The sequence below is a fragment of the Microcoleus sp. N9_A2 genome (assembly GCF_036701775.1).
In the GTDB taxonomy this organism is placed as follows: Bacteria; Cyanobacteriota; Cyanobacteriia; order Cyanobacteriales; family Microcoleaceae; genus Microcoleus.
Window position 1 is genome coordinate 124,186 of sequence record NZ_JAUBRH010000008.1, and the last position, 11,209, is coordinate 135,394.

Genomic DNA, 11,209 nt, shown 5'->3' on the forward strand with positions numbered 1-11,209 from the left:
CCACGGGGGAATTGCCCCTACAAAGGCGGGAACTAGACCGTGATTAAGAGTCGGCAGCAAAATATTTAATTAAGACGCTCATCACTTCACCAGAATTTTGAGTGGGGACAAGGGGACTCCAGTCAGAAACGCAGGCGAAATTATTGCAGTGCAAAGAATGAATGATGCGGGAAACAGCAGGACGAGAACTGATAAGGAAGATTTTTAGGAGTTCTCGGTTAACTGAAGTTGGCAAGTTTGGTTCCTTAGCAGGGGGCCCAATGAGTTCGGTGGTTGGACTTTCGGCGCCAATCTCGAAAGCAAGTATTAATTCGGTATTGGGTAGCAGTTGCCGGATGACTTTCAAGGAAGATTCTGCTTCGCTGCGGCTGCGAAATTGTCCGACGGGTAAGCGCTGAAAGTTCGGCAGCAATCGGTAAATAATCCAGGAATTCGTAGTTTCTGGGGTGTTCATGGCTGTATTCTGAATTGGGTATGTTTGCCCATAGGAATCTGACAGAATTGCACCTTTGATTTTTAGTGCAGTCTGTTTTGGCTATGGCTGTGCCATTAAAACGCTTAAATTAAGCGCTTAAATTAGATACTTAATATAATATGGTAAAAAAAAGGCAACGTCAACGGCAACCAGAAAATGAGTTGCCTTTTCGGAGACTGCGGGAGGATGCTAATTTCAGCCAAGAAGAGTTGGCTGTGCTGATGGGGGTGTCGGCTTCATCGGTGCGACGATGGGAAAAGGGAGATGAACCTACGATGACTGTTCGCCAAATGAGGGATTTTTGCCGTTTGGTGGGGGTATCTTTTGATGAGTTGCCGGATTATCTCAGTCGGTGGGTAGATGAGGAGGAGTCATAGGAGGTCGATCGGGCGATCGCGCTTTCGCTTAAAATAAGTGTATTAGCCAAGCTTTCGGCAGGAATCGAGCTTTAATTTCAGTACAAATTTCTAGGCAGAAGTAGCCGCTCAAAGTTTGAGTAACTCTCAGTATGCTCAACTTTCTGATTGAATTAAATCGCCAGCAGGAGGATGTCGTTTTATAGCTTTGTCAGCGGCCCGAATATTAAGCACTCTCTCTCGATTCAAGACTAATGCTGTAACTGTACCTCGTCCAATTCGAGTCAAACCAACTATTGATAATCCATCCGCAGACCAAATAAAATGTTCGTTCCAACGATCTTGTCTGGGATTAAACAAGGGTACTTCTACATCTGACTGAGCATCTACCGCTGTAGTTTTATCAGATTTCTTGCGGTTGCAGTGAAAGCAAGCTAGTGCCAAATTGTCAATATCATTAGTCCCATTTTTAGTCAAGGGAATGATGTGTTCGATAGTAAACTCTACGTACTGCCATTTTTCGGAGGCATGACAATATTCGCACAGACAGTTTGCTCTCTGGCGAACTTGATTTTGGATATTTTCAGGGATTTGACGGCGAGGGGACATTTCTATGCAGTAGGTTGAATCTGGTTGAAGAAAAGATTGCGGACAGTCCGATTGACAAAACTGAGGTAATCGTCGATTTCTTCGTAAAGATTTAGTTCTTGTTCTTCGTCAGGATTGAGGGGTAAAGTTTGTTGTTTGTCTAACAGTTCTTCTATGCGATTTTTGACGGTTGTGGAGGCTCTAAACATGGGTATGCCTTCCACTAATTCAATGCGAATAGCTCCTTCTATGGGTAGAGTATCGCGCAGGTTTTCCAGTTGTGGTAGGATTAGCATAGTTGTGGATTTTATGGGTTTCCCTCTTGATTATATCAATAATTCTCAAGGGTAACTCAACCGATCGCACTTTCGATTAAAATAAGTACGTTACCGAAGCTGATTAAGACGATGAAAGTGCAAGTTTTGTCTGTTTAACCTGCGACCTAAGCAATTAATCGAGAAACTCGTCAAAGGGCGATCGCGATCGTTGAGAAATTACCAGAAGCTATGCTGGATGAGGCAGTTAAGTTTCTGGAATCTTTGTCTATCAAGGCTAATTTGGTAGAGTAGCGATGTTTTTATTTCAATCTTTTCTAACACTATCGGGCACACCCACGGCCGAAATACCCGATATCGCCCTTAAATTCTGACACCGAATCAACCCGTTAAAATCCAAACTGTGCCCTTCAATTTGCGCCACAGCTTCGATCGCACCCAGCAGATGTCCGGCCGCCTCAGCTTCACTGTAACCACGCCTTCCCGCGACTCTAATCGCCGTTTCATCAGCATCTAACTCTACTTGGGAACTGCGGTTGTCGCGCCAAATTCGAGTCATCGCCAGTCCCGTCAAACCGCCCGCGATCGCAATTCCGATCGCATCTCCCTGCAACAATTCTACAACAGTCCCGACAATTCCCGCTAGAGCCGCACCTTGATAAATATCCGGTTTAAACCACTTAAAATTGCACAGAAAACTTACATTCCTTAATATCAGTAAATCCCGCTGTGGCTTAGATAGCAGCCGCCACAAATCAAAATTAATATAAATCGGGCGAGATTGATTCCAAGGTAAAGGAAAATCGCAATCAATTACCGTAGATTGTTGAGGCTTATTAATAATTTTACACGTCATGCGCCCGGAGGCTGGCATCACATCTAACAGACGGCGAATTTCTGGTTCTGGGTTCATATTTTTTGGGGATAATTGATAATTGCATCTGCCTAAAAAACAATCCTATCTGTCAGGGACTCGTAGGGGCGGGTTAACCAACAATATTTAACTCTCATCAATAATCTACAGAAACCCGCCCCCACACAACCAATAAACTACATCAACCTTGATTTCGATCGAATACGAAAATATAACTGTTAGTATGCGGGGATTTACTGTTGGGTGAGGGCGGGTTTTAGAGATTGTCAATTATTGACAAATACTGTTGGTTAACCCGCCCCTACGAGTGCTTAGAAGATATTAAGGGCTTTTCTTGGATTCAGATTTGGGAGATTCTTGATCTCTGGGAGCAGCTTTTTCGGTATTAGCCGAAGGCTTCGGACTGGCAATTTCTGGAGCAACTGACGGTTTTGAATTCGCGCTTGCGGGGGATTGTTTCGGAGAATCAGGGGCTGTTAGCGGGGCAGCAGGGGCTGTTTTAGCGCCTAAAATGCTGGCGTCTCCGGTGTCGAATGTGCCGGCGATGCAAGCGATCATCATTGTCGCTAAGGTGCCGACAAATAATGCTTTCCAACCGAGTTCGGAAATGTCTTTACGGCGGGATGGAATTAGGGCGATTGTGCCGCCGACAAATATGCCGACGGAGGCTAAGTGGGCGAAGCCGGAAAGGGCGTAACTGACAATCAAAACTGTACGATCGCTCACCAGTCCTTTTGCCGATGCTTCTGCTAAACTTTGATAGGGCGGAATGGCTGTTTCTAATAGCCTGCGACCGATGATTACTGATGCTTGCCAAGAGTCGTCAATGGAGACTCCTGTTAATAGCGTCAGGGGATAAAATAAAAATCCCATAATGTTGGCTAAGGTGACTATTTTGAAAAAGCCACCAATTGGGCCTGGCAAAATTGCCAGCCAACCAAAGAATTGATTGATTAAGGAAACTAAGCCTAAGATTAAAATCAAAACAGCGGCAATTGCCACTGCCATTTTTACGCCGTCCAATGCACCAATTATCGCTGCATCCAAAGGGCTGACTCGTTCGATGGGTTCTCCCCCAACAGTCTCTTGTTTGAATTCTTCGCGCTCCATGTCTGAAATTTCTTCTCCCACAAACTCGCGGCCTTTGGGCTTTGGTTCTTCCTTGGGAATACCGCCCATTGTCAAAGGCACGCCTGTTTCCGGTACTAAGATTTTGGATAAAACAAAACAAGCGGGAATGGCGATAATTGAAGCTGAAACTAAGTGTCCTAAAATATTGGGAAAAACTGGCTTGAGAAAACTTACGTAAATTGCTAAAGTTGAAGAAGCGGCCGTCCCAAAACAGCAAGAGAGGATTGCACAAAGTTCGGAACGAGTCATTTGTGGCAAATAAGGCTTGACGACAATTGCCGCTTCAATTCCTACGAAGATATTAGCAGCGCCACTGAGGGCTTCTGCGCCGCTCAACCGCATTGTCATATAAAAGATTTTGGCAAAAACTTCGGTGACAATTTGAATTACGCCGATGTTGTATAGCAAGGCCATGAGGCCAGAAAAAAAGATGACTGTCGGTAAAGCTCGAAAGGCGAAAATATATCCTAAATTAACTGCCGGCTCTTTACCAGGTATTGGTACAATATTGCTGCCGAATACAAACCTCGCTCCAGCGTCAGCAGCGGTGAATACTCCATCCAGTAAGCTAGTAAACCACTCTAGGGCGATGCGAGTTGGGGGGAACAGGAATACTAAAAATCCTAGGATTAATTGCAGGCCAATGCCCCAGATGATGACGCGCCAAGGTATATACCGAACTTGGCGGTTTTCTGAGAAAATCCAGGCGATCGCACATAAGCCAAAAATGCCCAGAAACGAGATAAGATTGTAGATAGACATGAGCCTAGTCCTTGAAATAGTTGAGAATGCCGATCGACGGCTTGCACCACATCAGTTATACTATTCATCTGACGGCAAATGCTAAAAAAAATAAGGGGCAGATGAATTACGCACTCAACAGCGTATTTATGTCATTGCTTAGGTGATTCCGAACTCTGCGGATCTTGAGCAACCCTTGATTTGCCGTAATTACCAGCAGTTTAGATAGAAACTCTAACACATGGAAGCTTTTGCTCCACATCCTCCTGAATGGACTGCAACGGCGGTTCACGCTAATGAGTTTTGCTGTCCCAAGTGCGGCGCTAACTGCACGGATGCGGCTGAGGTCTGGATTAATCGCCGATCGCCAGTATACACCGAGTTCAACCGTCGCAAGTGGCAAGAATTTTACCGCTGCCAGTGCGATTGCGTGTGGTGGGCCTGGAGTAACGATAGGCCTCTTTCTGAACTTGTACGTCGTGATCAGAGTTCGGATGACGGCCCGGATGACAGCCCGGATGATGATTTTTAGAACCGTGACAGAATTTTCGCTTTTCGCTTTGCGATTTTTTTATTTAAAATTAGGGTAAGGTGCGCGGCCTGGCGCACCTTACGTTTAGATAAGTTATCGCCCCTTCTCAACTAATTGAGTACGTCAAGTATTCCCTTGACTACGCCTTCCATGACTCTTTCAATTAAGCTCAATTCATTTTCGCCGATCGACTCATTTAACAGCATTGACTGAATTCGCTGTCTGTCATCGCGAGTCAGTTCGCCTGACGAAAATATCTGCTCAACTATTTGTTCCGTTAGAAATGGGAAAGTTGGAGTTTGCATGGTTGGTCTCTAAAAGCATCAATATTTTGTTTTTAACTTCATTAGAGGAGCCAGTTATTGTATGGGTTTTTACTTTCCCACCCAATCCGTGCTCCAATCATAGGACTCTGGGGGCATTTTGTCAATACACTGGTTACAGATCAATACAAAATTTGCGTTGTATTTCCCACATTCTGGCAACGGGTGGTTTTGGAGTGCGATCAACCCCCGGCGGTGGCGGTGTTCGATCGACCTTTTTAAGTTTATGGGTACTTTCGCGGAACATTACTGCTCAAAAAAAATCTCAAGTACAAGAGATTAGAATTGGTAATGGGGAATTGGTAATAGACAATGGGGAATTGGCTTTTCTGACTTCCCTCAGACTAATGACAGGAGCATCCAATTTTCCTTTCAGGAGTGTTCGCCCTGGATATCTCGAAGCGATCTAGGTAAGCGAGCTGGAAAGCTCTTTTAAAAAACGCTTTTCACCAAATCGGGATGCTCCCCTAATGACAAATATCAACCATCAACTGCCAACTGTCAACTGTCAACTGATTAATGACCTATTTTCGTTCTGCTCTAATTTTGACATTAGGTTTTTGGCTGCTACCGCTAGCAGTGCGATCGCAACCTGTAGTTCCTGCAAATGACGGCACTAATACTGTTGTTAAGTCCGAGCAAAACCGCACAGACATTAGCGGGGGACAACTGTCTGGAAACGGGGCAAATCTGTTTCACAGCTTCAGCCAATTTAATCTCAGCGAAGGTCAAATTGCTAATTTTCTAACTAATCCAAATATTCAAAATATTTTAGGGCGGATTTCCGGCGGCGATGTTTCCATCATTAACGGTCTGATTTCGATCAGCGGCGGCAACTCGAATTTATTCTTAATGAATCCGGCGGGAATTGTCTTCGGTCAAAATGCTAGATTGAACGTGCCGGGGTCTTTTTTTGCGACAACTACTACGGGTATTGGTTTCGGTGACGGCTGGTTTAATGCCACCGGAATTAATGATTATAAAGCTTTAGTGGGAAATCCCAATCAATTTAATTTTAATAATTCACACATTGGTACAATTGTCAATGCGGGAAACTTGGCAGTTAGCAGCGGTCAAAGTTTAACTTTGCTCGGTGGCACAGTTATTAATACAGGACAATTATCCGCTCCCAACGGTCAAATTACAGTGGCTGCTGTTCCGGGACAAAATGCAGTCCGCATCAGTCAAATCGGCAATTTATTGAGTTTAGAAATTACTCCGTCTTTGCAGTCAGAAAAATCGGCGATCGCCCCACAAGCTTTGCCTCAGTTGCTGACGGGGCCCGGCGTAGCGTCAGCCACAGGTTTAACGACTAACGAACAAGGTCAATTAATCCTGACTGGCGGCCAAACAGTGCCGATAAATGGAGGAAGTGCGATCGTCTCGGGTTCTGTAAATGTATTTGCTCCTTCTGGCATTGCTGGCGGCACAGTCAATATTTTAGGGGAAAAAGTCGGACTCTTCGGCGCAAATATCAATGCTTCCGGGACTGACGGCGGAGGATTTGTGCGCGTCGGAGGCGGTTGGCGGGGGATGCAACCCGTGCCAAATGCCCAGGTAACTTATGTTAGTCCTGATTCTACGATCGCAGCAGACGCGATCGACCGTGGCAATGGCGGCACTGCGGTAATTTGGGCAGACAATACAACTCGCTTCTTCGGCAATATTAGTGCTCGCGGGGGCATCGCCGCAGGTAACGGCGGAAGAGTAGAAGTTTCGGGCAAAAATGCTTTAACTTTCCAAGGAGAGGTCGATACCCGCGCGACTAACGGTGCGATCGGCAATTTGTGGCTCGATCCGGCAAATATTACGATCGTCAGCGGTAACGGCGACACCAGCGCCGGATCGACTGGCGGGGAACTCGAATCGGCACCAGAACCCAATGAAACATCGATCTCAGAAGTGCAGTTGGAACAGATGGCGGCCGGCAGCAACGTGGTTATAGATACCCCCGGCTACATCACCGTCCAAAACTTGCCCGATAACAAACTTTCCCTGCAAGCGAGAACGGGAGACACCGTAACATTTAGAGCGGGCGGAGTGTTTGTTGTCAATGACTTCAAGGACGCAATCGAGACTCAAGGTGGCAACATCAACATTTTTGCCAGCAGCATCTCTCTGGGCGGACTTAATGCCAACAGCGGCAATATCGCTCTCACTGCTAACGGTATTGACTTCAGAGGCGGCAGCAATTCCGTCACCAGTGCGGGGGGAACAATTCGCTTGCAGCCCAACGACAGCCGAGGAATTCGCATCGGTGGCACCGGCGATATTTTGGGCATTTTGGACTTGACGGCAAGGGATCTGGGCGCTTTGACGGGGGGTTTTCGTTCGATCGCGATCGGGCGCGAAAACGGTAGCAGCTCGTCGATCGCGATCGTCGCACCCATTACCTTCAACAGCCCGCTGACACTTCAAGGCAGCTCGATCGCGATCGACAATCCCCTGAGTACAAGCGGCAGCGCTAGCTTGACTCTCGACGCGCCCCAAACTGCGATCGGCGCCAACATTGCCACATCCGGCGGCGATCTCACTTTGACCGGCAACCTGTCCCTCAATGCTGACGCAGCTTTCAGCACTCAAGCTACGGGCAGCATTCTGTTCTCCGGTAGCCTAGACGGAGCTCGCGCCCTGAGACTAGACGCTCAGCGAGTGCTGTTCGGCGGTACAGTCGGTCAAGCTGCACCGCTGGCTAGTTTGACTGTAAACGCCGGCAGTACCCAGGTTTCGGGCAATATTGCGACATCTGGCGACATCGCTTTCAACAGTAACGTCACAGTCGATCGCCGCGCCACCCTAGCCGCCACTACCGGCAACATCACTTTTGCCAATACCCTCGACAGCACTCCGGGCCGGGCTAATAATTTGACGCTGCGCGCTGGCGGCAACATTACTTTTGACGGCAGAGTAGGTCAAACTCAGAGGTTGGGCCTGCTCTCGGCCGATGCTGCTAGCGTGACGGCTGCTTCCACAATTGCAGCGCGCAGTTTGAGCGTTAACGCGCGAGATTCCGCTAGCTTCGGGGGGGAAACTACGGCCGCTTTGGGAGCCGATATCAAGGCAGAAAATGTCCTCTTAGAGGGTAATTTAAGGACGAATGGCGGTCGCGTGAATCTGCAAGCAAGTGGCGAGGTTCGGACTGGCAATATTACCTCGAACGGCGGAAGCATTCGGGTTGAGGGAAATACTGTTGCTGCAGGCACGATCGACTCTTCATCGGCAACGGGCACTGGAGGCGCGATCGCTCTCCAAACCAATGCTGGGCCTTTAACTGCGGGAGCTTTGAACGCTTCGGGGGCGATCGGCGGAAATATTGCTCTCACCTCTTCATCGGGCATTTCGGCTCTCGATCTCAACTCCAGCAGCACTTCAAACGGCAACGGCGGGGCCGTTTCCCTGAGCGCGACTGATAACATTCAGTTGGGTTTTGTCAACGCTCAAGGCGGCACTGGCGGCACTGGCGGCAGCGTTGATGTGACCACCCTCGGTTTGTTTCGCTCGAACAGTGTTTTCAACGATATATCGGGCAATATTTCCAGTATTTCTACTGCCGGAGGTGCGGGGGCGGGGGCGATCGAAATTCGCCACGGAGGCGGTATCGATCGACCGTTTGTAGTTGGCGGCGCGATCGACAATGGAACCACGGGAAGCATTAATGCTGGCGCGGGAAACGCCATTTTGCCCAATTTTTCTTTTGGACAAACTTACACGCAGGGAAGTTTCCCAAATCAGATTTCCCTAATTACACCGGGCGCGCCCTCTGCTCCTGCACCAATTCCCGCACCAATTCCCGCACCAATTCCCGCACCAATTCCCGCACCAATTCCCGAACCGCCTGTAGTGCCAGTAGTGACCGTAAATCCTGATGCTGCGCTGTCACTTCCTGCATCTTTGCAAGTAGAATTGCGATCGTCAAATCGACACAGAAATTCCCCAATAACCCAGGATATTTTCGTTCCTTTTCGCAGATTAGATTCGATCGGCTCGGGAGTTTTAGCATTTGAGAAAACCTTTAGTCGCGAGTACGAAAAATATCTGGACTTGCCCGCAAGAACGCCGATTAGTAATATGTCGGTAATTTACGAAACTCTTCGCAAAAACGAAAAAATTACCGGAATTAAATCGGCGATTATTTATATGAATTGGGTCAGCAGAGCTGATGCAGGCGCTGCCAAAGAAAATGATTCTGTAATGGTGGCAAGTCAGGATTTATCTAATCTATTGCCTGTGAGAACAAACCTCGCATCCCAGCCCCCTCATCCCTTAGAAGATAAGTTTACCCAGAGGTTGCAGCCGGATGGCAAAGAAGTTTCCGATGTTCCTAACGGGGAGCATTTAGAATTAGTGTTAGTAACAGCTAACGCTCAACCCCAGCGCGTTTTAATTCCGGCGACAACGCGCTGGCAGGTGTTGCAACTAGCCGACGCCCTGCAAAGCGAAATAACTAATCCCCGCAAAAGAAGCAGCATTAGTTATTTGGATACGGCGCAAAAACTTTATCGGTGGTTAATTGCACCAGTTGCCGCAGAATTGACAGCTTTAAAGATTGATAATTTAATTGTAATTCCGGCAGCAGGTTTGCGGAGCGTGCCGTTTGCGGCCCTTCACGACGGCAAAGGCTTTTTAGTTGAGAAATACAGCATTAGCGTGATGCCGAGTCTGAGTTTAACTGATATCGGCTACGACAATATTGCGGATGATGAAATTTTGGCAATGGGGGCGTCGGTATTTGAAGATAAAGCGCCATTACCAGCGGTACCGGTGGAGTTAGAGTCGATCGCGCCACCCGATCGCGGAAAATCATTTTTGAATCAAGATTTTACTCTCGCAAATTTGCAAGCTCAGCGGGCAAATCGGCCTTTTGGCATCATTCACTTAGCAACTCACAGCGAATTCCAGCCCGGGGAACCAAAAAATTCTTACATTCAGTTGTGGGATACTAAATTACGTATCGATCAAATGCGGCAGTTGCGATGGAATGAACCGCCAGTGAATCTGTTAGTTTTAAGCGCGTGCAGTACCGCTTTGGGCGATGCAGATGCGGAGTTAGGGTTTGCGGGTTTGGCGGTAGCTAGCGGTGCTAAATCGGCTTTGGCGAGTTTGTGGGAAGTCAGCGATGAGGGGACTTTGGGGCTGATGACGGAGTTTTACCGGCAGTTGCGAACCCCCAGACGCGGTGGTAATTTGATGATTAAAGCGGAGGCTTTGCGGCGCGCGCAATTGGAGATGCTGCAGGGGCGCGTGCGGATTCAAGACGGGATGCTGCGAGTCGAAGGGCTTTCTATGAGTCTAACTTTGCCTCGGGAAATTGCGGCGCGGGGCGATCGAGTGCTTTTGCATCCTTATTATTGGGCCGCCTTTACAATGATCGGCAATCCTTGGTAATGAAGATGTGGAATAAAGAAGGAAAAAGAGGCGTTGCTGAATCAAGGTATCAATAGTGCAGGAACTCGAATATCCTGAAATTTTAGGTAATGTATATAGCACTCCTAAATCATTTGTGAATTTTTTACTCCCTCCCTTCTTGATAAGAGGATGATTGGGGTGCGGTAAAAAATTTACGACTCCTGCAAGGATTGCTATATGGGGTGATTTGCCCTCGCTTTCATTGCATGGTGATTCGCCCTATTTATACTCTAATTATGTAGCGCCCAAATCTCCTAGGAAGACTAACGGCGATCGCACTTCACTCTGTTTTGCCGGATTTTACAGGAAACTGTGGAGCGATCGTACTGCTGACCTGAATCTTTATCCGTACTTTATTAAGAAATGTTAACAAAAAATAACTTTTCTTTGAAACCTTAAGCTTTTCTTAAAATTTAGGGTATAGTTATGTATTAGAAGATACATCTACTTAATAAATTGACACTTTATAAAAAGAAATTGAGTATTAATACTTAAAGGAGGCTGTAAG

10 protein-coding genes are annotated in these 11,209 nt (G+C 47.3%); 4 read left to right on the forward strand and 6 right to left on the reverse strand.

The window, feature by feature from the left end; genetic code table 11:
* Window positions 1–43: 43 nt before the first annotated feature.
* A complete protein-coding gene (locus QUA44_RS07280; protein ID WP_333249477.1) occupies window positions 44–454 on the reverse strand; it encodes a hypothetical protein in 411 nt (136 codons plus the stop codon).
* Between the two features lie 140 nt (window positions 455–594).
* On the opposite strand from QUA44_RS07280, the gene QUA44_RS07285 reads away from it, so the two are divergent.
* The gene (locus tag QUA44_RS07285) at window positions 595–852 is read left to right on the forward strand and encodes a helix-turn-helix transcriptional regulator (protein ID WP_333249479.1); all 258 of its coding nucleotides are present in this window, start codon (window positions 595–597) and stop codon (window positions 850–852) included.
* A gap of 135 nt (window positions 853–987) precedes the next feature.
* Here the strand turns inward: QUA44_RS07285 and QUA44_RS07290 are convergent, their stop codons facing one another.
* From QUA44_RS07290 to QUA44_RS07305, 4 genes are all read right to left on the reverse strand, one after another.
* Complete coding sequence (locus QUA44_RS07290) at window positions 988–1,440, reverse strand: HNH endonuclease (RefSeq protein ID WP_333249481.1); 453 nt, start codon at window positions 1,438–1,440, stop codon at window positions 988–990.
* A 2-nt stretch (window positions 1,441–1,442) separates the two neighbouring features.
* Complete coding sequence (locus tag QUA44_RS07295; protein ID WP_333249483.1) at window positions 1,443–1,715, reverse strand: hypothetical protein; 273 nt, start codon at window positions 1,713–1,715, stop codon at window positions 1,443–1,445.
* Between the two features lie 286 nt (window positions 1,716–2,001).
* Window positions 2,002–2,607, reverse strand: coding sequence for a DUF3318 domain-containing protein (locus QUA44_RS07300; RefSeq protein ID WP_333249485.1), 606 nt, complete (start codon window positions 2,605–2,607; stop codon window positions 2,002–2,004).
* A gap of 282 nt (window positions 2,608–2,889) precedes the next feature.
* A complete protein-coding gene (locus QUA44_RS07305) occupies window positions 2,890–4,461 on the reverse strand; it encodes a nucleoside transporter C-terminal domain-containing protein (RefSeq protein WP_333249487.1) in 1,572 nt (523 codons plus the stop codon).
* A gap of 220 nt (window positions 4,462–4,681) precedes the next feature.
* Between QUA44_RS07305 and QUA44_RS07310 the strand changes: the two genes are divergently transcribed.
* The gene (locus QUA44_RS07310; RefSeq protein WP_333249489.1) at window positions 4,682–4,972 is read left to right on the forward strand and encodes a hypothetical protein; all 291 of its coding nucleotides are present in this window, start codon (window positions 4,682–4,684) and stop codon (window positions 4,970–4,972) included.
* 110 nt (window positions 4,973–5,082) lie between these two features.
* On the opposite strand, the gene QUA44_RS07315 is transcribed toward QUA44_RS07310, so the two are convergent.
* The gene (locus tag QUA44_RS07315) at window positions 5,083–5,277 is read right to left on the reverse strand and encodes a hypothetical protein (RefSeq protein ID WP_333249491.1); all 195 of its coding nucleotides are present in this window, start codon (window positions 5,275–5,277) and stop codon (window positions 5,083–5,085) included.
* Between the two features lie 194 nt (window positions 5,278–5,471).
* Here QUA44_RS07315 and QUA44_RS07320 point away from each other — a divergent pair, with 194 nt between their 5' ends.
* Together QUA44_RS07320 and QUA44_RS07325 are read left to right on the forward strand one after the other, a co-directional pair.
* Window positions 5,472–5,705, forward strand: a complete 234-nt coding sequence (locus QUA44_RS07320) for a hypothetical protein (protein ID WP_333249493.1) — start codon at window positions 5,472–5,474, stop codon at window positions 5,703–5,705.
* A 109-nt stretch (window positions 5,706–5,814) separates the two neighbouring features.
* Window positions 5,815–10,680 (forward strand): CHAT domain-containing protein, encoded by a 4,866-nt coding sequence (locus tag QUA44_RS07325; RefSeq protein WP_333249495.1) that lies wholly within the window; start codon window positions 5,815–5,817, stop codon window positions 10,678–10,680.
* Window positions 10,681–11,209: the final 529 nt, after the last annotated feature.

What these genes read in the sequence shown, in the direction of transcription:
- QUA44_RS07315 (WP_333249491.1), bottom strand. Translation starts at nt 5,277, where the DNA reads ATGCAAACTCCAACTTTCCCATTTCTAACGGAACAAATAGTTGAGCAG.
- QUA44_RS07325 (WP_333249495.1), top strand. Translation starts at nt 5,815, where the DNA reads ATGACCTATTTTCGTTCTGCTCTAATTTTGACATTAGGTTTTTGGCTG.
- QUA44_RS07300 (WP_333249485.1), bottom strand. Translation starts at nt 2,607, where the DNA reads ATGAACCCAGAACCAGAAATTCGCCGTCTGTTAGATGTGATGCCAGCC.
- QUA44_RS07305 (WP_333249487.1), bottom strand. Translation starts at nt 4,461, where the DNA reads ATGTCTATCTACAATCTTATCTCGTTTCTGGGCATTTTTGGCTTATGT.
- QUA44_RS07290 (WP_333249481.1), bottom strand. Translation starts at nt 1,440, where the DNA reads ATGTCCCCTCGCCGTCAAATCCCTGAAAATATCCAAAATCAAGTTCGC.
- QUA44_RS07295 (WP_333249483.1), bottom strand. Translation starts at nt 1,715, where the DNA reads ATGCTAATCCTACCACAACTGGAAAACCTGCGCGATACTCTACCCATA.
- QUA44_RS07310 (WP_333249489.1), top strand. Translation starts at nt 4,682, where the DNA reads ATGGAAGCTTTTGCTCCACATCCTCCTGAATGGACTGCAACGGCGGTT.
- QUA44_RS07285 (WP_333249479.1), top strand. Translation starts at nt 595, where the DNA reads ATGGTAAAAAAAAGGCAACGTCAACGGCAACCAGAAAATGAGTTGCCT.
- QUA44_RS07280 (WP_333249477.1), bottom strand. Translation starts at nt 454, where the DNA reads ATGAACACCCCAGAAACTACGAATTCCTGGATTATTTACCGATTGCTG.